At 32.3% G+C, this 23859-nt stretch carries 21 protein-coding genes; 7 read left to right on the top strand and 14 right to left on the bottom strand.

Annotated features, from left to right (window positions below; all coding sequences use genetic code 11):
• Positions 1-27 precede the first annotated feature (27 nt).
• The 3 genes from IQI_RS04760 to IQI_RS04750 form a co-directional block, all read right to left on the bottom strand.
• Entirely contained in the window at positions 28-693 is a 666-nt protein-coding gene (locus IQI_RS04760; protein WP_328585729.1) for a potassium channel family protein, read from the bottom strand.
• A 416-nt stretch (positions 694-1109) separates the two neighbouring features.
• Entirely contained in the window at positions 1110-1541 is a 432-nt protein-coding gene (locus IQI_RS04755) for a YHYH domain-containing protein (protein WP_064091536.1), read from the bottom strand.
• 16 nt (positions 1542-1557) lie between these two features.
• Positions 1558-2784: a J domain-containing protein gene (locus IQI_RS04750; RefSeq protein ID WP_064091535.1), complete on the bottom strand. Its 1227-nt coding sequence runs from the start codon at positions 2782-2784 to the stop codon at positions 1558-1560.
• A 684-nt stretch (positions 2785-3468) separates the two neighbouring features.
• On the opposite strand from IQI_RS04750, the gene IQI_RS04745 reads away from it, so the two are divergent.
• The 6 genes from IQI_RS04745 (at position 3469) to IQI_RS04720 (ending at position 8169) form a co-directional block, all read left to right on the top strand.
• Positions 3469-4206, top strand: coding sequence for a hypothetical protein (locus tag IQI_RS04745; RefSeq protein ID WP_064091534.1), 738 nt, complete (start codon positions 3469-3471; stop codon positions 4204-4206).
• Between the two features lie 457 nt (positions 4207-4663).
• Positions 4664-5239, top strand: coding sequence for a GNAT family N-acetyltransferase (locus IQI_RS04740; RefSeq protein ID WP_064091533.1), 576 nt, complete (start codon positions 4664-4666; stop codon positions 5237-5239).
• A 201-nt stretch (positions 5240-5440) separates the two neighbouring features.
• Positions 5441-5767, top strand: coding sequence for a hypothetical protein (locus IQI_RS04735; protein WP_064091532.1), 327 nt, complete (start codon positions 5441-5443; stop codon positions 5765-5767).
• A gap of 166 nt (positions 5768-5933) precedes the next feature.
• Positions 5934-6512, top strand: coding sequence for a hypothetical protein (locus tag IQI_RS04730; protein WP_064091531.1), 579 nt, complete (start codon positions 5934-5936; stop codon positions 6510-6512).
• A 10-nt stretch (positions 6513-6522) separates the two neighbouring features.
• Entirely contained in the window at positions 6523-7080 is a 558-nt protein-coding gene (locus IQI_RS04725) for a methyltransferase family protein (RefSeq protein WP_064091530.1), read from the top strand.
• Positions 7081-7923: 843 nt separating this feature from the next.
• Positions 7924-8169: a DUF4190 domain-containing protein gene (locus IQI_RS04720; RefSeq protein ID WP_064091529.1), complete on the top strand. Its 246-nt coding sequence runs from the start codon at positions 7924-7926 to the stop codon at positions 8167-8169.
• A gap of 383 nt (positions 8170-8552) precedes the next feature.
• Here the strand turns inward: IQI_RS04720 and IQI_RS04715 are convergent, their stop codons facing one another.
• From IQI_RS04715 to IQI_RS04680, 9 genes are all read right to left on the bottom strand, one after another.
• The gene (locus tag IQI_RS04715; RefSeq protein WP_064091528.1) at positions 8553-9392 is read right to left on the bottom strand and encodes a hypothetical protein; all 840 of its coding nucleotides are present in this window, start codon (positions 9390-9392) and stop codon (positions 8553-8555) included.
• A gap of 124 nt (positions 9393-9516) precedes the next feature.
• Positions 9517-9699: a hypothetical protein gene (locus tag IQI_RS04710; protein ID WP_064091527.1), complete on the bottom strand. Its 183-nt coding sequence runs from the start codon at positions 9697-9699 to the stop codon at positions 9517-9519.
• Between the two features lie 3 nt (positions 9700-9702).
• Positions 9703-9933, bottom strand: coding sequence for a hypothetical protein (locus IQI_RS04705; RefSeq protein WP_156509836.1), 231 nt, complete (start codon positions 9931-9933; stop codon positions 9703-9705).
• A 200-nt stretch (positions 9934-10133) separates the two neighbouring features.
• Positions 10134-10322 carry a hypothetical protein gene (locus tag IQI_RS04700; protein ID WP_064091525.1) on the bottom strand — a complete coding sequence of 63 codons (189 nt, stop codon included), beginning with the start codon at positions 10320-10322 and terminating at the stop codon, positions 10134-10136.
• A 423-nt stretch (positions 10323-10745) separates the two neighbouring features.
• On the bottom strand, positions 10746-12095 hold the full coding sequence (locus tag IQI_RS04695; RefSeq protein ID WP_064091524.1) for a hypothetical protein: 1350 nt from the start codon (positions 12093-12095) through the stop codon (positions 10746-10748).
• Positions 12096-12106: 11 nt separating this feature from the next.
• Positions 12107-12688 carry a hypothetical protein gene (locus IQI_RS04690; RefSeq protein ID WP_064091523.1) on the bottom strand — a complete coding sequence of 194 codons (582 nt, stop codon included), beginning with the start codon at positions 12686-12688 and terminating at the stop codon, positions 12107-12109.
• Between the two features lie 337 nt (positions 12689-13025).
• Positions 13026-13298: a recombinase family protein gene (locus IQI_RS04685; protein ID WP_064091522.1), complete on the bottom strand. Its 273-nt coding sequence runs from the start codon at positions 13296-13298 to the stop codon at positions 13026-13028.
• Between the two features lie 33 nt (positions 13299-13331).
• Positions 13332-13496 carry a hypothetical protein gene (locus tag IQI_RS20515; RefSeq protein ID WP_156509835.1) on the bottom strand — a complete coding sequence of 55 codons (165 nt, stop codon included), beginning with the start codon at positions 13494-13496 and terminating at the stop codon, positions 13332-13334.
• 227 nt (positions 13497-13723) lie between these two features.
• The gene (locus IQI_RS04680; protein WP_064091521.1) at positions 13724-15655 is read right to left on the bottom strand and encodes an ATP-dependent nuclease; all 1932 of its coding nucleotides are present in this window, start codon (positions 15653-15655) and stop codon (positions 13724-13726) included.
• A 546-nt stretch (positions 15656-16201) separates the two neighbouring features.
• Between IQI_RS04680 and IQI_RS04675 the strand changes: the two genes are divergently transcribed.
• Positions 16202-18301 (top strand): zinc-ribbon domain-containing protein, encoded by a 2100-nt coding sequence (locus tag IQI_RS04675; RefSeq protein ID WP_064091520.1) that lies wholly within the window; start codon positions 16202-16204, stop codon positions 18299-18301.
• Between the two features lie 1105 nt (positions 18302-19406).
• Here the strand turns inward: IQI_RS04675 and IQI_RS04665 are convergent.
• Together IQI_RS04665 and IQI_RS04660 are read right to left on the bottom strand one after the other, a co-directional pair.
• Positions 19407-19907, bottom strand: coding sequence for a hypothetical protein (locus IQI_RS04665; protein ID WP_064091518.1), 501 nt, complete (start codon positions 19905-19907; stop codon positions 19407-19409).
• 13 nt (positions 19908-19920) lie between these two features.
• Positions 19921-23859, bottom strand: a complete 3939-nt coding sequence (locus tag IQI_RS04660) for a DEAD/DEAH box helicase (RefSeq protein WP_064091517.1) — start codon at positions 23857-23859, stop codon at positions 19921-19923.

Raw genomic sequence — 23859 nt, 5'->3', positions numbered from 1 at the left:
CCCTATACCAACAAAAGTAATTAAACACTATTTCACTTTCAAGTTTTCCAACTTTCTGATTATCAAATCGATTTCTTCATTACTAAGTGAAGAATAATTATCAATTCTTTCTCTAACATATCTTAGTTCTTCTGGAAGTTCCTTGTTCTGTGAAAAGAAAGAGGCCGCCATTCCGGTGATTGTACCAATCAACCCAATTCCTACAAACATTAAAAAAGAAGCAATTATCCTACCCACAGCTGTCTCAGGATACAAGTCTCCATACCCAACAGTCGTAGTGGTCACAATTGACCACCAAAGAGCATCTGCAAACGTGTTAAAACTCGGTTCTATCCAGTACATTGAAATCGCACTTAAAAACAATAAAGCAATTACAATTACAAATATTCGATCTACTTTGTATTTTTGTGTTAAAACCTCGAGAAAAGAATCTTTTCTTTTCAACAAAACTACAAGTCTTAGTAATCTGATAATTCGTACCAACCTTAATGCCCTAAATACCTGATCGAAAGGTATGATTGCCAGCAATTCTAATGGATGTTTCTTTACATACTCCCACTTATCTTTGCTAACTACTAAGCGGACAGTGTAATCAACTAAAAATAATCCCCAGACAAACCAAGACAATACCTCCTCCTGGTCATTAGGCAGCTTAACAAATAATGAATAAATGATTAAACTTGCCACTACAATTTCATATGTAAAATAGACAATATTTTTCTTTATGAATATCCCCCCTAAAAAGGAAGGAATTTAACATAGTATTTTTCCCACATTTCCATCCTTTTTCTTAATACCAATTATTTCAAATTATGAAGTTTTGAGCAATACTCTTATTCCATTAAATGGCCCTTTAGTTAAATAACAATAAAGATCTTCATCCATAAATTTTAAAAAGCGGATTTAGAAACTCCCGCTTAATTCATATAACGTTAATTATGTTGAATGAAAAATAGGATATATAAGATAAACGCACAGCATTCCATTGCATAAATATCAAATAGTCTCCATCCCAACTGGAGGCAATGTTATTACTTCCGCTGTCAAATTCTTAGAGAATGTCGTAACTGTGGAATGATGAAAAGCATATGAAGAAGGGACAGCTTGAATTAAGTTGTCCTTTTTTTATGATTGATAAAAACCCCAATACAAATAGAAACAAATGAAGCCAAAATGAAAATCCAATAATATTTCTCCCAAAATGTCGGGATATAGGTCTCTTCATATCCCTGCTCATAGGCATCTAAACAAAAAGGTACTAAGTATTCAGCATTGTCACTATCATATTTTTTATTAATTTTCTGCTCTAACTCATTGGAGTGATCTATTCTCTGAGGCCCATCTTTTCTTCCCAGGGGGTAGCATACATTAAATGCTTCTTCTTTTGCGTTTTCTAAGCATTCTCCACTATGGCAGTGATAAGTTCCATTAGCCGTTTTATTGTGTCCTCCTCTGCTATCAGTCCTTCCACTATGGGCAGATGTAGTAGAACCCAAAAATAAAAATAAAAAGAATACCGAGAATAAAGTTATTTTCTTCAAATTAAATCTCCTTAATCTATCGAACTTTTAAGTTATCACTTATATTATTCCATCCAGTGACAATCCCATCCTCTATAGAAACTCTAGATAAGTCATAGGAAAGTGAATAATCACTATATCCTGTTGGAGTGCCCATCGCATTTATAACTTCCTGAATCGTACTACCTTGTCCGAAATAGTCACTTTCTTGCGTTTTGGGCATGTGAACTCTTAAATTATCGCTAATATTATTCCATCCAGTGACAACCCCGTCCTCAATAGAAATTCTAGATAAGTCATAAGAAAGTGAATAATCACTTAATCCATCAGGTGGGCTACCCATAGCCATTTTTACTTCATTAATAACTGAGCCTAAGGTAAAGTATTCCGCTAGTTCTTGTGAAGTCTCTTCCGTTCCGATTTGTTCGGTTACTTCTGCAATTACTTCTGTGCTTACTCCTTCACTTGAGTCACTCGCTCCTTCTTCCTCCAATGCTGTTTCAGGTTCTCTTTCTTCAACAATTGGAGCTACGTCTCTATCCTGTTGTTCTTCCTGTAATTTTGATAACTCCTCTTGGACATACGAGTTGGCCGCTTTAAGATTAGTAACTAATTCATCTCTTTCCAATATTAGCGATTCTTGGTCAGATTCCAATTCTTCTATAGTATTAATTAAGCTAAAAATCCTTGTATCCTGGGAGTTTAAAATATTTATTAGGAAAATGATTCCTAAAACTAAGACGAGATTGGCCGCAGCAAAGGTCCAGAATCCCCATCTATATTTATGATTTTTCTCTTTATTACCTTTCTCTTGTTTGTTGTTATTAGTAGGATCAGTGTTAGCCGAATTGGAAAAACGTTCTGAAAAATCTTCCTTGGTGCGATTGTTAGTATTCGACTGGCTTTTTTTATTCTCTGCTTGCTGATTGTTATAGGAATCCTGAGATTTCGAGGAGCGAGAACTATTTGCAGATTTACTGTAGTGGTTGTTATTATTTGATTTTTGTTCGCTTTCGTTTGACCTAGTTTGTTCTTTTTGTTTTGCTGATGAATGTGAATAATAACTGGTATAGGCAAGATCATAAGATCTTCTCAAGGAAGCATCCATTAAGGTTTCGTATGCTTTTGTTAATGATATAAAGTCCCTTTCATCTCCTCCGGAATCAGGGTGGTATATTTTTGATTTTTGTCTATAAGCCTTTTTAATTTCCTTTTCACAAGCAACTTTATCAATACCTAAAAGTTTGTAATAATCTACAAACATAATGGGAACACCTCACTATGTAAATACTATATAGGTTAATTCTACCATTAAAATTCTCGTTTTTATGTTAGCATTCTAAAATATAACTGATATTTATCATATATTGTAGAATTATAGAAAAAAGGAAGTTATAAACTTGATGATTCCATACGGATTATTAGTACGTACATATTCAGAAATACAAAAAGAAGTAAAGATACATCTCTGTTTGATGCAGTTTGTTCCTGGGACTTTCTTTCAATCAAAATAGTTTCACTATATTCTTGAGCTAGCTATTCCGAGCTTTGTGATTTCGACTGGTATATTGTAATGCTCGCACACAACCTTTTCTATTTCCTTTAAAGAAACACGAAAGAATTCTTTTCGATTATTTACTTTGTTGTTATAAGGCAAGAGCATTTTCCGAGAAGATCATTGCGTGAACATCATAAGGATAGAGGCGCAGATTAATTCTTACATACGATTTAGGGGCTCTATTCTTCTCGTCATTCCTATTTTTTATACAACTTCCCCAAAAGCTACTATATTAGAAATGACATAATCGTCACCAGAGAAGTAATTAACTTTTGTATCCTTCATTAAAGTTTCTTATTACTTTCATTACTTTTTTCCTGAAAAATAAACATTAAAGATGTTGCCAAGCATATATTAGTAAAAATTACCTAACGGGGAGGAATCAATGTTTTGGAGAGTTTTAGAAAGCTTAGTTTTGATAAACAGTTGTTTACAGTTATCTTTGGTCTATTGATCACCGTTGGTCTATTGGCACAACAATTTTCTTCGCTAAACACACTTTCTGAACCTTTATTAATCATTCTTGGTTGTTTATTTGTTTGGATAAATGTTAGCTATGAGAACTCAATAAGAAAGTTAATAGGCATATGCATTATTACCTTTTTATTATCATTGACCTTACTAAAGTGGCTTCCTATATCTCATTCTGTTGCTGAATTTATTATTTATCCTATGGGAGCTTTGTTTCTCTTGGAATTTACTAGGGTTTCAAAAAAAGATAAAAAGGCGTTATTCTTATGGCTACTATTGGTTCCATTAATTTTTGGAGTAGCTACTGAGCAATTTCTAAGTAATGCAAAGTGGTGGATCCCATTTATCGTATTTCCTATTGCCTGGCTATATATGGCTCTTTATGCTAAAGCCACTATATTTAAAAGTACAATGAAATATGTAGGAGCATCCTTGACTATATTACTTGTAGGTATCTATATATCAGTCGATATATTAGCATTGGATTTTGTTACTGAAATATTTGAAAATGAGGAAATTACACAAGTATTTGCACATAGTGATACCGTACCTTTTGTACATTTAGCTGTTACAGCTTTCTTTGTTCCATTTCTAGTTACTTGTTTAATATGCTATTTGATTGCTAATTATCGAGAAAAAAACTTAAGTAATACCTAAACTTACACACATGAAAACGAATTTTAATATTGAGATAAATGACCCACAAAGTTGAAGCATACACATCAACTTTGTGGGTTTAATTATATTTTCGTTTACTCGTAATGAGTTCTATATTTTATTTTTGAATATCTTATTTCAACAATATTCTTATTAAAAAAACAAATTCAATTTATTTAGCACTATTCTTCACTTTCAGCTGTAGCTTCATTGCTGCTCCCATTCTTATTAACAACTCACCCTATACAATTTTATTAAGTTTTCTTTTGAAGTAATGATAAATTCATCTACTCCTTATGTCATTTGTTCTATCATGTGAAAATATCATATAAAAAAAAGAATATAACATTAAAAATTTCTTAGAAACATATTTTTTAGCGAAATATGTCTAAAACTAAAAATTCTAAATATTGGGTATTTATAGTAAAATATAACCATTACTTTTTGTGGAGGTATTATGTATAAAAAAGTTGAAACAAATGAAGAAATGCGAATATTTGATTCTATTTGGATACCCGCCTGGCAAGAAAAAGGTTTTGAATTAGAATGTCAATTAGGGCAAGTGGAACGATTCCTAATAAGCAATTATAAAGAATATATAGGGACTTTATCTTTGAGACCTTATAATAATGACTCTACAATTGATGATGTTTTTAAGTTTCGTGAAATCAATATGATTAAAGGAAACAGTGGATATGTGATTGAGATTGAAAAGTTCGCAATTGCTAAAAAATATCGTGGAATTAAGAACTTGCAATTGATGATGTTAACTATTCTAGAACTTGCAAGAAATAATCATTGCAAATACTACATAGCTGTAATTGACTCTGTATTTTGCCATGTTATACAGAAGGTCTCACCCTCAACTGTATTTAAGTTAGGGAGCACAATAAAATATAAAAATACATCATTGGTCCCTATTATTGTTGATGTTCAAAACGCTATCTCTAATATCTCTATATACAACCAGTTAGAAAAATTCTATCCAACAAATAAAGAAACATTATATTTACAAACAAAAGCAGATACATAGGAAGGGGAAATTCAAAATAAATATATGCGAATCCTGTTCGATACAATCTCCAAAATTAGTAACTTGGAGTCAAAAATCTGTTGAGAAAAGATTTAACAACTTCAATAGGAAGATATGTTTTAATTGTTTCAAAATAACTCTTCAAAATTGGACGATTAATAATAAAAAAACGCTTGAAGAAAACTCAACCCAGGAAATATCATGACTCTACTAATGGAATACAAATGGTTGATATTACTCATTTCAGAAACCCTAGCCTGGGTAGCAACTATATATATGGCATACGCTAGATATTGGCTTGAATCAAAGCTACAAGTAATTATATCAGGTGCGATAGCGGTAATTACAGGATACATTCCACATGTTCTACTTGGGATATTGGATTATCTTGAACATGGAAAATTACAGATATTCACTTTATGCGTTATTTTATTATTAATTTTCGGAATTACCATTTGCAATAAGTATTTAATAATTATCGACAAATCAATTAAAGTATGGCTGAAGAGAAAAAGAGAGATTCAATAGTAGATAAGTCCAGATCGAATTACTCATTCTATTGATTGTTATTTATATCATGTCATTTTAACTGATATGGATACGTAGACCTTTTCTCAACAGAAATTGGTTGTTTAGGCAGAAACAAAAGAGTTGTAGATCTCGATTTGAAAGTATTTTTAATTGGTTGTTTGTATTGAAACTTGAACAATATTTAGGAGGAATTACACTGTTTATAGTAGCGAGGACGAAAGAAGAGATAAATTTATTTAAAAATATCGTTGCAGAAGTGCACAGAGAAATTGAAGTACCTACTTCAATTTATAAAGAAAATGCTGAAATATATATTTTGTATTCTGATAATAAAACTCCAATTGGAGGATTTGAGTGTTCCTTGTTTAAGCAATCAGAAGAACTACACTTCTCTTATGTGAAACTACCAAAAATGAACAAGCTTCTTAATAAAAGGATTTTCCAAATAGGAAAGATCGTTATTATAAATGAATATCGTGGTAAGAACTTCTTTAAAGATATTTTACTCGGTATCTATGACCATTATAAAAGGCATAATCCTGATTATTATCTCGGTAATATAGATACCAGACTCTTAAAAAAACTAAAAGTTATGGGTTTTAAACCTATAATATTAGCAGAGGAGGTAACTTTCGGTAAAAGAAAAATAATTCCCGTTTTAATTGATGCGAATACTGCTTCTTCGCACTTTAGAAGGTTTGAATGGGCTTCAAAAAAGCTTGGATTTAAGTTATTTAGCTAGGAGGATGAATATGTTTCATAATATTCCATTAATCATATCTATATTTTTTTGGCTTATTGGAGAGGGTTTAGTCTTTTTAAACCATTCCAAAAAAGATGGGCCAGTTAATAATAGGGGCTCTTCATTATTGTTAGATGCTGGTACGATTTTATTTTTTTTAGTTTCTTTCTTTTTAATAATAAATGGTTACGGCTACATTGATATTCCATTCATTAGTTTAACTGGTCTGGTTATAACATTATCAGGAGTAATATTTAGACATTATTCAATTTATATCTTAGGTGAATTTTTCAATGGAAATATCAGAATAAAGGAAAATCACAGACTGATAAAAGCAGGTCCTTATAAATACTTTAGGCACCCAAGTTACTTTGGGTCTGTGATTGCATATCTTGGGATAGGGCTATCTATGAATAATATTTACTCTTTATTTATTTTTCCGTTAGGAATAATTTTTATCTACATGTATAGAACTAAGGTTGAAGAAGAGATTTTACTACAAACGTTTAGTAATGAATATAAACATTATAAAGAAAACACCTGGGGGTTTATTCCATTTATTAAATAAATAGCATAGAATAATGAGGAACTCGTGAAAAATATCAATATGCATGAAATCTTATTACATTAAACTGCCCGATAATTGAATAATAGAAAAGCAGCCCTTTGTGCGAAAAAACTATTACAACCTCAAACGTAAGGAGATTTATTGGGTCCACCTCATCTAAGTCATTAATGAAATCAATTAATTCATCATAGGTTAGAAAGCAGCTTTCCTCTTTTCGGACTTCCTTTTTCTAGCTCGACAATAAAGGTAAAAATACTTTCCCATTGCTCATCTTTTCTCATAAGTGTAATGAGGCCTTCTCAGTTTCATTCATAGATCATTCATCCCTCTCAATTTCATTTATCAGTGAGGTGACGGCTAAATGAATTGCTTTCTTTCTACTTTTTGACTTGCCCATCATGGTACATTCCTTTTCCCCGTCTTCCTCGTATGTACTTGCAATGGATAGAATTCAACCTTTCTTATCAATAAAATTGAATTCTTATTTACGATAAAAAGAATTCAGTTATCAAATAACATTACAATTTGATCGGTGGCTAAATTAGCAACATTATTAATATCGTAATGGATAAGGAAATAAAGATTCATAGTCGTACCAGTACTTACCGTGACCTGGGCACTTAAATTGGCCGCAGTTGATGTCCAGAATGCCCATTTGTTTTGACAATCTATTAGATTGGTAGGATGGAATTTTTCACTTATGGCTTAATTACGTTTTCCCTTTGATTTGTTTCTTGGATATTTTTTAATTCTTTTGATTTTATAATTTACCAATTGAATATTTACTTTTTTCTATTTACACCCCATGCATTTATAAGGATAATAAATTCGGGGTGATAAAATATGACAAAAAATTCAGTTAAACTACCTAGAAACGGTTTCTGTAAATGGGGGTTTATTGTAGGTATTATTTCGGTTTTCTTTTCTATTTTTCTTTTTATTCCATTTTTAGGTCTTATTCTAAGTATCATTGGCTTGGGAAAATATGACCCTCAAAATGAATCCGGTAGGTGGATGGGTATTACTGGTATTATTCTAAATACGCTTTACATCTTTGCTGGGATGTATGCAAACGGTATGATTGGATGACTGATTTTTTGAGTTATTGTTTGTAAGTTTTCAATAATTGTAAGTTGAAAAGATTATCGAAAATAGTGACGTAAAAAACCAGTTCAAAATGTTTAATTTTTTTTGAATTGTAATTCATTAATGAAAGCTCTATTCGTTCCCAATTGTGATCGGATAGAGCTTAATGTATTACTTCTGCATTTACTATTCATTAAAGCTAAAACTCTAAATTTCATCTTGGAATTTTTCAAGACTTAAAGAAGTCACTCAAAAAAATCTTGCTCGCTCTTCATTTAGTTCTTTATACATCCAATCTTCTTTACCATCTCTAACTGATAACAAATTTAAAGTTTCGTTACAATTGAATTTCACTTCTCACATATCTATAAACTCCAATACTACTTTCAAGGTAGTTGAGCAAAGGCTCCTAATCGCCACTGGTTCCATTGATTTTTATTTTCTGTTCTCCCAGGAGCAATACAAAAATCGCTGATTTCGGTAAAGGCATCTATTTTTCTTAATGGAAGGGCTTCAAAGTTTTTAATAACGTATTCAGCAATAAACCTTCTAGCCTCTTGTATGCCTAAACATTGATCATTAATTTTTACCTTTTGTCCCTTATAGTGCTGTTCAATGATGTAAGGTTTGTGATTCTTGCTGCCGGTGATTGTAAAAAAGAGTTCGTTCTCTCTCTTTTTATTACTTATTATTTCTCTAGGCATACCGGATGAGCGTCTTTTCGACTTAAAATTACTCTCTAAAATTAGAAAATTATCAATTAAGTATTTCTGAATAGGGTCTTTTGCATCTACTGCGTTTAAACAATTCATTACGTCATCCCACGTTAACTTTAGGACTTCTACTTCATCTTTGCTTAATAATTTTTTATGAGCTGCTATTTGTCCTTCATCCAATGTCCCTCTGATTTTGAACTCAAACAATAAATTAAAGTTCTCTCCACAGATCCAGGCATCTGGAATTGATCCTGAATTATCTTCAAGTATGTTGTTGGGTAGTCCACTCTGATATGGAGCTATTCCTATGATATATTCGTGTGCCTTAGGGAGATGAGGGCATTTTTTTCTTCGAGTATGTATGGATAGGTCTTCGAATTTGAAATCTTTAGATTGTGGTATTAATAATTGAAGGAACTGTATTAAAGAGTTATGATCAAAATCAAGTATGCACATTAATAAATGAGTGTAATGATCCTCTTCTTGCCCCTGGTATAAAAAGAGACCCACTTCATCACTCCTAATTTATAACTCTTTAATAATGAACGCATGCTGTCTCTTTCATGTTCAAATAAATAGGGAACTGTACTCAGGTTGGTAGGAACTAATTCATAGTAAAACAACACCAGATTATTTAATTTGCACTTTCATCCTCGTCTAAGCTCTTAGCAAAATCAATTAACTCATCGAATAGATTAGAAAGAAGCTTTGCTCTTCTCGGACTTTCGTTTTCTAGCTCCACTATAAAAGCGAATATATTTTCCCACTTCTCATCTCTTCTTAAAAGTGCAACGAGGGCCTTCTCAGTTTCAGTCATAGATCAGTCATCCCTTTCAATTTCCTTGATTAGTGTAGTGACGGCTGAATGAATTGCTCTCTTTCTACTTTTGGATTTTCCCATTGTAGTGCGATCCTTATCTCCATCTTCCTCGTATGTACTTGCAAATGCCAAAATGTAACCTTTTTTATCATAATAATCAATTTCAATTTTTCTTCCGTCTAGAATAAGCCAGCAAACTCTCAAACCCTCTAGTTTTCTTATTTCATTCACCCCTTCAACCATTTAGTATTATTATATCTCAAACTTCTGCAAAATTGGATATTTTTGTAATAAAGCACATTCGGGATGGAAATGAAAAGCAAAATGGATATGATCAGTAAGACGATTATCATTTCCATTTCATGAAGTAAGAATAAGATTGACTTAGAGTACTGCAAAATAAAAAGCACCCAAAATTCAGGTACTTCTATTCATACAACTCCCTTATTCAACTCATATTCCTTTATAATATTTAAATGCTTTCCAGTCCTCACCATTTCAATAATTACTTCATTTTCATTGTTAATAGCAGTTTTCATTTCTTTTGCATTAGGGATTGAACCATATTTAATTAAATAGGCAACAATATATTTATTATTTTTTAGTATCGCTAATTCCATTGCAGTCTCACCTGTTTGAGATTTTGACCAAATTCCACCTTTATTAGTCTCTAAACAACGTATTGCCCCATCTGTACTATTGTTAAGAATACAATAAATGATTTCGTCCACTTTTTGATTACTTGACCAAAATCTCTTTTTAAGCAGATATAAAATAATAACAAAAATAATAAACGATACTATTTGATGTGTTTGAATAAATTTGTTTATCTCGTATATTAGTATTTAGAGCACCTCCCTCCAATTTATTATATTAAAACCATAATATACATTAATTACGATATTTTCCTTTTATTCAATAATCATTATATTTTCTGCTCATTGTTACATTTGCTAATTATTCTTATTCAAATAATGCACCCTTTTGTTAATAAGACTTCTTCTCATGTTAGAGTGCTATAATATCTATTCTAGTTATCACTATTACACTTTACTAAGCTCACTATCTAAAATATCTAGTTCCTTTGAAATACTTTTATCAAACTGCTCAAGCATAAATTCCTTCTTTATTCTGCTGATAAATGATAGATCGGAAATGATACGGTAAATTGTCACAAGTATTCCTCCTAAATCTAGCTTTTTCAACTCTTTCGACAGTGCCACATATATTATATTGCTTGATGATGCTATTGTATTGGCAATAAGTAAAACTTTACGCGTTCTTACTTCATAAAGCTCCTTTGAACCATGTTTTTTCTCATTATAAAACAGTTGGTGAATAAGCCCCATTAGGGAGTTAATAAACATTGACATAGACGCACCACGTGTCAAACAATAAGTATCTAGACTATATTGTTGTATTAGCTTTTGAGAGAGATTATTGTCAAGAGAACTAACAAATGGCAATGGCAAACCTTGTTTTGTAAAATAGTCTGAGCCAAAATGAATTGCTTGTTTAACAACAGCCGCAGGAAGATTGTATTTTCCCTCTCCAGCCTTTTTAATGGCGGCTTGCATTGCCCCCATTGTCATCCCATTATATAGTGGACCTATTTTACCACCTATTATTTCATAAGTAGAAATAATATCAGTTTTAGTTAAAGATCGAGATAAAATATTAACTGGTCCAAACACCCATCCAAGTATAGGATCATGTCCTAGAGTGCGATAACGATGTGTATTTGCACTTAGTCCAGTACTATTAGAATAGGGATCAAGTCTTGTTACCGCATCATATGGTACAGGTCCCAGTAAGAATTCTTTCCATTCATTAGGAGTGATATTTTTTAATGGCCTTTTAATAGCTTTATCAGCATCCTTAGCAGTGTTAAAGCGAAATTTATCGTTAGCGAAAATATATTGTCTAACACATTGTAGCGCAACTGCTAAAAGTAAAAACGATATGTCAGTTTTATTTAGGCGCGTCTTTTGACTAAATGCTTTTTTCACTTCTATATACTCTAAATCAGCCTCGGTGATTTCTTGTGGAGTTAATAAGTCTTCTATTGTTGTATCTTGAAATCCATTTGTATGCGCCTCTTTAACTATCTCTTTCCAATCACGTTTATAATATTCTTTATTTGATTGTTTAGGAACTTTCCCTTCAAACTGAGTTATTGGTAAATCTACTGATATCCCACGACTTGAGAGAATTTGTAATGAGCGTTGAATCACATCTTCTGTTGAAGATATGGAAGCCTTAGAGCGTTCGTTATCTTGCATAGCCTCTTTTGATAATGTAATTACATTAGATTTCATTTCATCTAACAACTTTTCAGATTGATTACGATTATGATTTAAAACATCTAAAATTTCTTGTTGGTCCTTATTCATGTTATCCCGCCTTATGCTGCTGATAAATCACTCATCATTTTATTAATTTCACTCATTAATGCTTCATTTACAGCAGTTAATTCATCAATTTTTTGACGGAGCTTCATATTTTCTTCTAAAAGATCAGCAGTCGCTTCTTCAAGTTTCCGAATATATAGTTTTAATTTTAGAATGATTTCATTTTGTTTTGTCACTGCCCTTTTCAAACGATACTCCATTTTTTCACGAAGCTCTTTATTTTTTTTGTTTTTAAAAAATAAATAACCAAATCCACTTAATATAGCTGCCGGTATTACCATTGGTGCTAGTAATGCGCCCGCACCTATCGCCCCAACTGTACCTAGTCCACCGGATGCAAGTCCTGCTCCAGTAAGACTTGCGACCCCTGCCCCGGTAGCACCAATCGTACCAGCACTAGCAGCTGCGAATGCTCCTGTACCTGCTACTGCGATTAAGGATTTTTTTAATGTTGGTGGTACTGTAGAAGCTGGTGTAAAAATAACTCTTGAAGTACTTAACGAACGGTCTGCTGCTGACAGTAATTCATCTACAGATTTTAATGCTTCAACATTTTTATAATATTTCTTTGCCATCTCAGGACCTTCTTCCTACACAAAAATTAATATAGACATATTCTACCATAACACCTTATGTATTTTACACGAAGTAGATATCGGAATAAATTTATTATTGGATAAAAGGTATTTGTATTGGTTTTTACATTGTAAAGGAGCATTGCGAATGGTATTCAATAATTTGGCCCTTTAACGGAAGGTCTAAAGGTCTAAAGGTCTAAAGCCCCCTCATATGCTCCTAAAAGGCCGATAATTCCCTCTCATTCTTCTCGTTTAGGTTTATTCACTCAAGAAGAGAAAGGATACTCCATGTAATTATTGCACGTGAAAAATAAATAAAGGTTCTTACACCAATTCATCTCAATAGAGAAGTCTTTCCATCCCTAAATGTTACTGCCATTACTCCATGAAAAGCCTTTGATGTTAACCTCCTGTCTACAAAGCTTGCATTCCAGCATTTCATATCTGGTATTGGAGATAATTCGTTTAACCTATCAGCAATTGCCTTCATTCCCATGCCTTGAAGATACATCTTATCAATAGCTGGTATCACCCATGCGAACAATTCATCAATTTCAAAAGCCTTAGTTTCACGATTAAAGGTATAGCCAACGGTGGCTTCCCCCATCCCCTCCCCCTCTCCATCCGGTTACGTAATCCTTTAATAATTCTCCTTGAAGTAAAATTTTTCTCTCTTTTTTAATAATTGGTTCTGGATCGCTACAATCAATTTCTGAGTTTCTTCAGTACTCTTTTCATCTTCATTTAATAAAGAGTTTCTTTCTACTTCAATATAGGATTCATAATGGTTCAATACTGCATTCACTTAATTCAGCCCCTTTTCAAATGTTTAAACTAGCAATCAAAAATTATTATTCTATGGATATGAGTTTGTGGAATCTGAGTCTATCCATTGCTGTCTGACTATGGGGTTCAATCTTAGGGGCACAAAAAGCACCCGGACAAAAACGATTTCGACATTAGAAATAATCTAAGTTCGAATCTTCTTTGCTCCAGGTGATTCCTATTTTTTATTTTATTAGTGACCTTAACTCATTTTATATTAACAGTCTTTTTAATATTTTCTACGAGTTGATCAAAAGGGGAAAGTAGCTTGTTGTGCCACCCGTTGTGTTTTTTAATTTCTTCAATTGCAAGCCTGTGTATAGTCGGTTTCCCTTTTTCCCCTAGAAATAAGTAATTATACCAATTAAATAATTCTTGTTGGTTACAAGTATAATTTAATATTTTTCCTGTCTTTAAATTAAAAATCTTATTAATTGCCTGTTTGCTTGACAACTTGGGTTCTCCATTGATAGTTGTTTTATATTCCTTTTCAAACCTCTCTAACATATGAAAATCGAAATCTAAAGGAGAAGAGAAGTAAATATTATATTTCTCCAGTCTTTTCATTATGTTTATCATATTACTAAAAGTTTTAGCTTGATTTCTTCTCCCTTTCACTTCTTTTATTTTATAAGAATGAATTTCCTTTAATAATCTATCTAAGTTTTCATGCCCACTTCGTCTCTTATATGGAGGAAATTTCTTATACCTTTTAATATCTTTTACAACAGATTCTAACCTTGACCACCCTCCTGTTGATTTACCAAGATCTAAATCCAAGAGAGTTATGTAATTACATTCCAATGCCTCCATTAATCTCCACAGGTGATTAACATGTCTCCCCCCTAAGGGGACAACTGATATATTATATAAATCAATATCAATTTTATGCTCCTTAAAGAAATCGGGAAGAATTTCTTCCTCACTATCTCCTTCAACTAGTACTATTAGTCTTGAAAAGTATAATTCTGGATATTTTTGTATAGCACCTCTAACATACTTCAAATCTACCTCAGTTTCAGTGATCCTTTTAACTGCCTTTTTGTTACCCATAACCCTAATTGATAACGGTGATATACGTTTTATAATAGATGGTGAATGTGTAGTTAATACAACTTGGACATTTGGCTTTTCACCAATTTTTTCTAAAGTTTGAACTATTCTCCCTAAAACTTGAGGAGATACATGGTTTTCTGGTTCCTCTATTAGCACTAAATTGCAATACCCTTCAGATAATAGATATTTTGAATGGAACTCTAGAAGTGTTGCCATTAATAAAATTGCAATTAGTGATTTTTCACCATCACCTAATTCGTCGATTTGCTTACCATCTAATGTTATTTTTAAATATTCCAGATAGTCATCAAGGGTGGTAGGAGTATATCTAAAGTCAATACTTGAGCTTGCTTTTAACTCCTCCCATATTTTACTTGATTCCTCTAAGAATTCTTCAATAAAAGAAACTTTATTAATATCTGAGTTGATTTTTTCAGCATTTTTAGTAATTTCAGCTTGTAACCTTTTTTTGTCTTCATGACTAAATTTTCCCTTTAAAAACTTGGTTAGATTTTCGTGTAATGATTCCCCTTGTTGAGAAATATCCTTAAGTGAAAAGCGTTCAGTAGATAACTTAAAAATCTCTAAAATTCCCCTCAAGTTCTTACCGTTATTATCTATCTTCCTAAAATCAACATTTTTTAATTCCTCGTCTTTTAGAGAATGGCCATCTACATGTATGGTTAGTTTCTCTTTCTTATTAAGACTACCGTAGTAAGTAAATGTTGAAGTTACTTCATCATACTCAGTAAGACGAAAAGCAAATACATCTACTAGGATATAATTTTTGGTATCTTCATAAAAAATACAATCTAAATCTAAACTACAATCAGGAAGTTCAAGCAATACTTCAATATTTAATTCTAATGAATTGCTAAAAAAATCTTCTGGTCCAAAAACACGTTCGATAGGATTTTTTGAAAACACTTTTAATAGCGCTTCAAATATAGTTGTTTTACCTACACTATTTGGACCAATAAGAGCTGTTAACCTATCTGATAAATCTAAGATGACTCCATTACCGTCAAAGCATCTAAAGTTTTTTACAGCAATTCTTTTGAGCTTCACTTTATGTTCTTCCAAATCTGTTCACCATATTCCTTTCCTTCCTTTAACTTTCCAGATTGTTCTATTATATCAAATATTAACCAAAATTTTTTAGTATTTAACAAAGTAGTAATGCTTACATCAATGCAAGTTCGAATTTTTATAAAAGCTAAAGGAATTATCACAACCTCTCCAATGATTTTTAGTCCTCTTTTTGGTTTTTTTCGTAAAGGTTTTAAATTGCTCAATAAGTAAAAAATGCTAAAACATAGGTAGGGCTACTCTAATTGGTATTATAAAAATAAGAAATACATAAGAGTTCTTAGTATATTCATTTCATTAATTTTGGTTTAATTAGATGATTAATGATAGTAACTAGGAGTTTTCCAGAACGTCTCCCTTACCCCACTAATTAAACAAATTACACAATATAAGAAATCTGTCATAGTGAAATTAAGCTCCTCGATTGATGAATAAAGAGATTTCGCAAGTTTAGTTGGCTGTATCTTATATTTTCTCCCTCTAGTAGAAGTACATATTCTTTCAAATATATGCAAATCCTCTCAATAAGAGGTGGTATATATGGTCCGAAAAAAACTTAGCAAAAACCTAATTAAAGAATGGAATTGGGAAAAAAATGTTGGATTGAATCCTCATGATTTAGATGTATTAGCTAAAGCAAAATTATGGTGGTTATGTGAACAAGGTCATGAATGGGAAGCAAGATTAGATCACAGGGAGAGAGGTTCAAATTGTCCTTATTGTTCTGGTTTCCTTTTAGCCCTTGAAAATAGCCTTGCTTTTAATCATCCTAATGTTGCGGAAGAATGGAATTATGAGAAAAATAACATAAAACCAGAGGAAGTTTCCAAAGCAACTACGAAGGTCTATTGGTGGATTTGTAAAAAAAAGAAACATCAGTGGAGGGCCAGTGTAGCAAACCGAACAAGAAGAGGTGATAAATGTCCATATTGCTCAGGGAAAAAAGCTACAGAAGAAAATTGCTTAAACACCTTAAGGTCCGAATTAGCAAAAGAGTGGAATTTCAAGCAGAATGGGTCACTAACTCCCAATGATGTTACACTAATGTCTAATAAAAAGGTTTGGTGGATATGTGAAAAAGGTTGTGAGTGGGAAGATAAGGTTTGCGCTAGAGTTACTGGCAATAGGTGCAGTGTTTGTTATCCTCGAGTTTCACCGCAAAAGGTATCAGAGAAATATAACTTTAAGACCATGAGCCCTGAACTTATGATTGAGTGGCATCCTTTAAAGAACCAATCCATTGACCCAAGTAAAATTTCTCCTGTCTCAGGAAAGAAAGTATGGTGGAAGTGTCAGGTATGTACTCATGAATGGGAAGCCAGTATTGACAATAGAAAAAAAGGGAGAGCGTGCCCTAAATGCAACTATGGGCATGGCACATCCTTTCAAGAACAGTGTTTCTTTTATTATCTATCGAAAATTTTCCCTAACTGTAAAAACAAATTTAAAATGCGGATTGATGGAAAAAAAGTTGAAGTGGATTTATACCTAAATGATAATTTTGGTATTGAATATGATGGATACTTCAGTCATTTGGAAAGAGGAAAAAAAGATGAGCAAAAAAATAAAGAACTTCAACACCTATTAAAACTTATCCGCATTCGAGAAAATAATGGTCCCAATAAGAAATTGCCTACTATTAAAACTTATGGTTCTACTGAGTTTCAATGCAATGCTAATAAACAAATAGATATAGCGCTTGTTATGAAAAGGATTTTAGAGACAATTGGTACGTTAGATGTCGAGGCAGCTTTAGCAGTCATGGACATAAATGTAAAAAGGGATGCCCTTACTATACAGACTTCAACAATTAAGCAACATAAAGAAAGAAGTTTAGCTCATCTTTATCCACATATCGCCAAGGAGTGGGATGAGGAAAAAAATGGGGGTTTATCCGCCACGAATGTCTTACCAGGTTCAGTGCTACGTGTTCATTGGAAATGTAGCGATTGCTCTGAGGAATGGGATGCGATTGTCAACAAAAGAGTAAACGGTCAAACATGCCCCTTCTGCTCAGGAAATAAAGCTGGACATGTTCGTTCACTCAAAAGTGATAATCCTTTAATGGCATCAATGTGGCACCCATCTAAAAATGGTTCCCTCACTCCAAACCAAGTCTTTCCTGGATCTAAGGTAGAGGCATGGTGGTTTTGCTCAAAGTGTAAACAGGACTGGAAAGAACCAATCGGTCGTCGAACAAGCAAAAAAGGTTGTCCATATTGTGATGGCTCGCGCGTTTATGCAGGGAATTGTTTAGCTACCATCAGACCGGATATAGCAAAGCTATGGGATATAACAAAAAATGATTTTTGTCCTCAAGAGGTTACGGCTTCTTCCGGAAAAGACGCACACTGGTGTTGCTTTATTTGTAGGCAGCAATGGCGAGAGCCTATATATCGTATGTCAAAGAAAAAAGGATGCCCGTATTGTAATAATTATCGAGCATACGAAGGAAACAGCTTAGCAGCAATCAAACCCCAAATAGCATTGCTATGGCACCCAACAAAAAATAACCTTACTACTCCAAAGGATGTAACAAGTACAACTACTCGGAATGCTTGGTGGTTGTGTACATGCGGTAAAGACTTTGAACAAAGGATCAATAAAATGAAAATAAATTCTTGTTCATGCAAGATTTAGGATTGGTGCATGTTGTAAACTGACAAACAACTTTAACACGCGACTTTCTTGTTTACTGAGAATGTTTCTAATTATAGATATGTTCTCTTAGTTGTAAAGGCACCTTATTCACCGAACACATAGGGTCGGCAAACACTCTTGGAATAATAAAGGCTGTTATAGCTCAAGAAGAAAGAAGTTTAAAAAGTGTTAGACCTGTATTTTGAGGAAGAGTTAGATAAAGACAATTATCAGGAAAGGAAAGAAAAAAATGAAAATACCAAATCTGCACAAAAAAAATAATAAATATTCATGAATAATCTAGAGAGCATGCATGCATTAGCATAGGCTGAAAAAATTACAGGGATTATTAACATGATTAATAACTTTGAAATGGACTTCAAAGAGCAAAATGCTACATTAAAGTTAATTATCTCAGGGATAGTTCTTATTAGGGACTTGATCGACAAAAATGAGCTCATATAGAAACTCATTGGAGAGAGATTTAAGGGATAGCTGGCCTAGCATCCCTTTTTAATTTGGTTAATGTTCCAAAACTTCTTGTCGCTTAGTAACTGCACTTTGAAATCGAAATTTCCATAGATCTTTATTTGTTTCTCATTTGCAATTCTGCTAAATTCTTCGAAATAGTCTATCGTTTTCTTATAATCATTCCAATATGGGACAGTCTTCTAAAAAGAATCCTCTAAAGGTAATTCATAATCAAAGTAATTTTCAAGTTTCTTATAGATTTCTTCCCTATGATTTGATTTCAAGAAAGTGCTTTTTATGTGCTCAATATCAGTATAAATCTCTTCTATGGACACCACGTTATTCATCGTAAAACCCACTATTTGTGAATGATTAAACAGATCTAACTGATCCATGATTGAATTGATCTCATCCCCACTTCCACCTGAAGGGATTTCACTTTTTCATGAATGGTAAATCGCATATTGTTTACACTTCTTTATACAAAAGCAATTTTTTAGTGTACGGCTTTTCACATGATTTCTCCAACTTTAAAAAACTCACAAATGTTAATTGAACAACATTTGTGAGCTTCTTTGGCAGCAATTGAATATGTGAATATTAAAGTTTTTTCCCTCTTTACTTTGAATATACGCTAAATTAACTTAAGCTCACCATTAACGTAATGAAAACTAACTTGATTTTCCCCAATGCATACTCTATGAATCGACTTTCCAGAATATAGTGATTCTTCAGTGAATTTTTTATTCTTTATTTCTAATATTTCCAATAAACGTCTCGCAAAACAACCTTCGGTAAAAAATGTATCTAAAAAATGATTAATTTTCCTTACACTATTATATTTTTCTTCCTGATGGGGGATAGCCATCAAAATAGTAATGTTGCTGTCCAAGGTTATTGCAATTACTACAGAATCGAAAGTACCTTCATATTCAGGAATTGAATTTGTAATATCCCTACTAGTACTTACAAAAACATTGTTGGCCCAAATATCAAGTGTATTAACTTTAGATAAAGTACCTAATCCTTGTTTAGTGTGTACTAATTCAATGGAGTTTTGTATCTTTTCATATATTTCTGGGCTATTAGTAGGGACATTTAATAAATAAAAGTTGTTTTTAAGCTCCTGAATCATCCTATCCCCCTCCTTAAGAATCATTCCAATTAGAATAAACATCTATTCCTACTGAACCCTCAGGTAGCTCAAAATTTTCTATATCCCAATCGGGAAAATCATTAATTACCATAGGCAAAGTTTCCTGAAAACTTGGCTTTAAACGTATAAAAAATTCAATATTTTTCTGATGTTGTGGATCAAGTTTCACTAAATAATTGGGTTGAAAAAGTTTTTCTGATAAAAATAAAATCACTTTTTTCTTTCCTCGTGTAAGGGCAACATTTAATCTATTACGACTATAAATAAATGAGGCTTCATCCTCAATTAAGTGACTATCTGCAACAGCATAACTAATAATTACAATTTCAGCTTGTTGTCCTTGCATCTTATCTACTGTACCTATAGTTGGGCATGTTAATCCTTTCTTTGAAAAAACCTTACGAATACTTGTTATCTGTGCCTTATGAGGACAGATAATGAATATTTTTTGTTGAATTTCCTTTTGATTTAAGTTGGCATGTGAAGCTAACTCTGAAACAGTTAAATAGATGAGGAGAGATTCTAAATCACTTTTTCGATTTGCTATATACTCATTATCTTCAAAGTCCTTTAACTCACACATAACTAAGGGTGAAACATCCGAAAGTATCTGTTTAATAAATAAGTTGCTATCGCTCTCTTCCACCCTTTCTAGTTTTTCTTGAAGCTCTAAAGTCTGGGTAGCTGTTTCTCCTTTAGACAAATAATGCTTTCCATAAATCAGATTTGCTGAATGTCTCAAGATAATATTATTGGATCTAAAATTTTGATTTAATTGGGTTGTTATTTTTTTTTGTTGATCCCGATTAATGAGAAGTTCAAAAATAGATTTAGTTATTCCCCAAGGATCTTCATACTCCCCTTTTATTACAGGTGGTAATTGTTCATGATCTCCTACAAGAAGGATTCTTTCTTTTTCTTGTTCTAAGCGAGAAAATAACATGAGTGCATCTGGAATTTTACATTGGGATGCCTCATCAACAATCAGAGTCTGAAATTGAAAATCAGGGGGGATAGCATTATCCGCATATGCCTTTTGTAAAGTGTAAGGAGTAGTAAAAACAATTGTTATCTTCTCTCTAGAGACTTTGTTAAAAAATGATTCATAATCTTCTTTTCTATCTAGTATATAAATATTTGAAAGTTGACTTTTAGTAATTAGTACATGAGTTTTAAATTTTGCGAATTTTAGTATGTTCAGCTGCTCTTTTATTGAAGAATAGAAATTTTCGTTTTCTTTATCTTCAATAAATTCTAGTAGCTTTTGAAGGCAGCCTTCAATAGCTTCATTAGTTGCCGCAGAAACAACTATCGTATGAGACATCTGGTTATTTTTTATTAATAACTTACAAAAAGTTAATATGCAATGAGCAATAAAATGTGTTTTCCCTGTACCGGGTGGGCCAATTAGCAAATTATAATTTTTATCAACAAAACGTTTAAAAGCCTGTTTTTGATAAAAATTACCTTTAAAAATCTGATGTAAAAGCAAATCCAAATTATCTAACGAATCTGAAAATGATCTGTCGGAAATTTTATTGTAAAGTTGACTCGTATCTCCTTGAGCAAATGAAATACTCCAATTATTCTCTTTATCTAATTCTTTTAATCGGTTTATTATCTTGCTAATCGTATAGTCAATGTATTTAGGAGCTAAGACATACCTCTCTCCTTTAGTAGGATTTAGAGTATCCTCTAACAGTTTATATTTTTGCGTATTTAACCATAGAAAAGGGTTCTTTACTGTATCTTGATTTAAATCAATAAAAATTTCATGTGACATCTTATCTAATGAAAGTATATTTAAATCTATTATAGTGGTTGGTTTCTCATTATAATTAAACTCAAAGACTGACGCTTTTTTATTTGATTTAAAATCATCAACTACATTTAATGCATACCATCCAGCTGAGTCTAGGGTGGTGAGAAACCAAGAAGTACCTGGAAAGATTAGTTCAGTGTGCTCTGAATTACAAATTTTGAATTTTCCATTTCCTACATACTCCACCTCAAGAGCTTTACCCTCTTCTATTTGTGTGTTCCATGTAGAGCTTCTTTCCTTCAATTTTTCATTATATTTTAACATTGATTCATGGTGAGTAAAGAAAATCAGCCTGGCGATTAACTCTTTATTATATGTTTCAACGGCTGGAAGCATCATTTTTTGCGCTTCTGTAAAAAGCGCATCTCCCTCCTGCGCTCGAATTAGAATAGGAATATTTTGAGCGACAAAGTTAACACCTTTAAGATAAGATTCTATAAATGAACTTGTCTTATTAATAATTCTATCCTTCTCATTGCTATTTTTATTTTGATTTAGAATTAAAAAAAACTGAGAACCTATATTATGGCTAAATGGCTCACTGTATGGGATTTCCCACTCAAAGGGTTTACACATAGTAGTTTCGTGAATAACATCAAACTCAGTACCAGCCCTATATAAAAACTGGCATACTTGATCTATTGGATAATCAAATGAAGTGAAGATTACTAACGATTCTCGAATAACATTAGTAATAATTGTGTATGTGTTGTTAATTTTTGTATCATCTGAAACAGATGAAGGGGATGCAAGACTTTTATCAGATGTAAAACACAATAGTAATTGAGTAACCTGATTAATTTCCTGATTATTATCACTTGTGATTGCTACTTCTTTAAAGAATTCCATTAACTGTTCATAATGAGAGTAATGGTAAAAGTAGAAATGAATCTTCTTTCCGCTATTTTCCTCCATAACCTTAAGAAGAGATATAATGAACTCCTGACCAGCTTTTTCTTGTTCTGTTTTTGTTGTTACAACCCAAGTTATAGGATTGTTTACTTCAGTATTCTCCTTATTGTATGGTAGAATGCCAAATGCAAAGAATTTTTTTGTTAATGGATCTCTTTGAATATATAAAATGACAGAGAGATCTTGCTCTTCTGGAAAAGGATAATAGTCTCTGTTTCTCATCGAAATTTCTTTTATGTTGAAATCATTACAATAATAATGCAATTTATCTATTTGATTTTTAAATAAGTAGGTATTCTTTAAAGATTCTCCCTCCTTGGATAATAATTCCTTTAAATTAGGAATTGTTGGGGAGTATCCACGTTTATTTAAATATGAAGTAATACTTTTAGGTATATCTGGAATAATAGATATATGTTCACTCTCTAAAGCTTCGTTTTGGCATTCTTTAAGAAAGGGACAACCCGAGCAAGATTTGTCTACATGATACATAACTTCATTGCTATTTTTCTCTAAGAGATGTGGTAAATCTTTTTTTAAGAAACTTATAAGGAATTCCTTAAATATTTGAAGTTCAAATGTTTCATAGTCTTCTGCTTCGTAAGTCCATACTCCTCCTCTATCATCTAAATATACATCCACATCTAAAGTGGTCTTTAAGGGCAATTTTATGATATTTATAATTGAATTTAAGATAATGGAATATAAAACAACTTGTACTTTATGTGATATTTTAGACTCCTCTGTTGACTTTATGTCAATTAACTTAACCTTAACTTCTGAACCAGTAATATTGTAATCAAATTCAACCAAATCAGGCATGATACTCTTTAATGTATAGACCTTTGAATCACATCCAAGTTCATCGTAGAATGACTCAGGAATGGTAAAAACAGAGTCAAACAAATAGGATTTAACTTTTCTCTCTTTTACAACATGTGTTAATACCTCTACTAATTTTTTTGTGCTATCCTTACTCCAGCCTTCTTCAGATAATAGTTGGTTCTTTTCACTAATTGTTTCTCTTACCCTTTTTTCCCAATCCTTCCCTCGATCAACAAACAGATTGTTTTCTTGTTGGACAGGACTAGCCTTATTTGAAGCATAATATAATAGTTGTCTTTCACAATCAGTTTTAAAAAATGATGCAATTTTAGATGCAGAAATATAATAATTCACTTTTTCTAACTCCTCCAT

Source organism: Rossellomorea aquimaris TF-12, assembly GCF_001648555.1.
GTDB lineage: Bacteria > Bacillota > Bacilli > Bacillales > Bacillaceae_B > Rossellomorea > Rossellomorea aquimaris.
The sequence above is the reverse complement of the archived record's forward strand: the minus strand, read 5'-3'. Positions and strand labels throughout refer to the sequence as shown.